The organism is Nonomuraea sp. NPDC049141, assembly GCF_040648415.1.
In the GTDB taxonomy this organism is placed as follows: Bacteria; Actinomycetota; Actinomycetes; order Streptosporangiales; family Streptosporangiaceae; genus Nonomuraea.
The window spans coordinates 1-2,233 of record NZ_JBEZDR010000145.1 but is presented as its reverse complement, the minus strand read 5'-3'; the positions used below and the strand labels follow the sequence as shown (position 1 = coordinate 2,233).

The following is a 2,233-nucleotide window of genomic DNA, read 5'->3' as shown; positions in this document are numbered from 1 at the left end:
CCTTCATCGTCCGAGCAGCATCGCTTCAGATCATTCGCCTACATCGAACTCTCCTTCACGTTCAGGACACACGAATACGGCAGAAACGGGCCGCGGGCCGCGGTAACTGCTGGTCAGAGACCTATGTTCGGTCGACGGTTCCTTATCGGGCTAAGGTCCTCGACATGGTGGACCATCCGGGCTTCGGCGCCTTGCTGACACGGCTACTCGACTACCGTAAGGCCGATATCGCCTGGCTGGCCTCGGCGTCCGGCATCCCAGAAGCCGAGTTGTCGTCGGTGGCTGGCGGCGTGCCGCCGTCCGTAGCGCAGCTCGAAGGTCTCGCTGCGGGGCTCGGATTCCACACCGCCGACCTCCTCGTGATCGCCGGAGTGCCAGTCCCAGAGTCCTTGGAGCCTTGCGAACCGGCGACAGGACACGAGCTTGAGGCCCTCATCCGGATCGCGATGGCCTTGCCGTCCGATCAACAGGCTCGTATTCGCGAGACGGTCGAGCACCTGCCCCAGCTGCCACCTATCCGTCCGGCTGATCCGCCGCGGACCTACTACCGGCGAGACGGCAGCGCTGGTTCGATGCATGTCACCATGCTGTGCGCCAACCGGAACCTGTGCTCCCCGGTCGCCGCCGCCAAGACCCTGGCCAGGGTGACGGGGGGCCGCGTGTACGTGGCTGCCTCGACTCTCCATTCCATCTCCGCGAGCCGCACCGTGCTGAAGCCGGCCTGGCTGGCCGGGTTCGCGACCGTCCTTGGTATTCCCGCCACTGACCTCGCCGCCATCACCGGCATCGACCTGCCCGAGCCGCCACCACTCGACGATCCGCCAGCGGCTGATATGGCCGAGTTGCTCTGGGTCTGCCGACGCCTGACCACGAGCCAGATCGAACACCTACATCTCGAAGCGAAAGCGATGCTTGTCGAAGTCCCCGCCAACGCTTCCGATGACGACTGGAACCGCATCTACAAGCGGACCGAGACGTGGTGGGGCGCGCCCAGACAGTAGTGCTCCCGGTCTCCGCCGTAGTGATCAGGATGAGTTCGCGGCATGAGCTGCAGCTAGGGCGGCGTAGGCCGTCGCTCGGCCGATCTTGAGGGTGCGTGCGGCTTCTGTGACCGAGGTGCCGGCGGCGACCAGGTGCTGGAGCGTTGCGAGTTCGGCAGGGCCGATGACCCGGGGACGCCCGGTCGGCTTCTTGCCGGGCAGCATCCTTCCCTCGGCCTCGCGGCGTTTGGCGGCGGCGATTCCTTCTGCCTGACGCTCGGCGCGCAGCTCCAGTTCGTACTCGGCGGCCGCGGCCAGGACCGCGAACATGAACCGGCCTTCCTTGGTTTCCAGGTCGAAGTTCTCAGTCAGGGAGACGATCCGCACGCCGCCGCCGCGCAGCTCGTTGACGGTCGTCAGGACGTGCGCGGCCGACCGGCCCCACCGGTCGGACTTCCAGAACTTCACCGTGTCACCAGCGGCGACGCTGCTGAGCAGTCGTGCCCATTCCGGGCGGCTGGTGCCGCGCTTGCCCGAGAGCTTCTCGGCGAACAGCTCGTCGTAACCCGAGGCTTCGATCGCATCGATCTGTAGCTGAGGGTTCTGATCGCGAGAGGACACCCGTACGTAGGCGCAGATGCGGCCCAACCCGTCCTCCCCTGACCCCTAATGTCCAGAAACGTATACGTTGCTGGACACCCTAACGACCAGGTGCGATATCGTCCAGAAACCTCTGTCCGGAAAGTCCATGTGCGCATGGCCGCTACGAAAGATCATCTCTATGAGCCTTCCTCAGCCCGCCGACCTGACGTCCCTTGTGCTGCGCACCGATTTCAGCGACGACTCGAAATGGCTGGCGTTGCAGGCACTGCTCGATGGCCTGAGCGAGTACGCAGATGCGACCTACGTCAGCGACCCCGCGTACGCGGACGTGACCGTTCAAGCCCTTATCGAGGCGGACGCATCTGCCGCTGAGGACGAGCAGGTGACCTACCTGTTCCTCGCCGACGCCACCGCGATCGCGGATGAGGAGCACCTCTTGCTCGCGGTAGATCTCTTCGACGAACCCGGCAGGACCTTCCGAGTCACCCCGGTCTGGTACCGCGAGGTGTCGGCCAACCTGTCCATCGCGAACATGGACTTCGCGGACTACGCCGAGGGAGTGTCAACTTAACGGCTGATCTTGGTTGTTGAAGTGTTCAGAGGTTGGCGGGGGTGAGGCGGCCTTCGAAGGCGATCTGGAAGGCGTTCAA

The 2,233-nt window shown here is 64.7% G+C and carries 3 protein-coding genes; 2 read left to right on the top strand and 1 reads right to left on the bottom strand.

What is annotated here, in order from left to right; translation table 11 throughout:
- Positions 1-1,001: hypothetical protein (locus tag AB0B91_RS65270; protein ID WP_358343057.1), on the top strand; the 1,001-nt coding region annotated here is incomplete at its 5' end.
- Positions 1,002-1,025: 24 nt separating this feature from the next.
- Here the strand turns inward: AB0B91_RS65270 and AB0B91_RS65265 are convergent.
- Positions 1,026-1,628 carry a recombinase family protein gene (locus AB0B91_RS65265; protein ID WP_358343055.1) on the bottom strand — a complete coding sequence of 201 codons (603 nt, stop codon included), beginning with the start codon at positions 1,626-1,628 and terminating at the stop codon, positions 1,026-1,028.
- 133 nt (positions 1,629-1,761) lie between these two features.
- Between AB0B91_RS65265 and AB0B91_RS65260 the strand changes: the two genes are divergently transcribed.
- Positions 1,762-2,154, top strand: coding sequence for a hypothetical protein (locus tag AB0B91_RS65260; RefSeq protein ID WP_358343053.1), 393 nt, complete (start codon positions 1,762-1,764; stop codon positions 2,152-2,154).
- The last annotated feature ends 79 nt before the right edge of the window (positions 2,155-2,233 follow it).

Excerpts from the sequence above, each read along its gene's own strand:
- AB0B91_RS65260 (WP_358343053.1), top strand. The coding sequence starts at position 1,762 with ATGAGCCTTCCTCAGCCCGCCGACCTGACGTCCCTTGTGCTGCGCACC.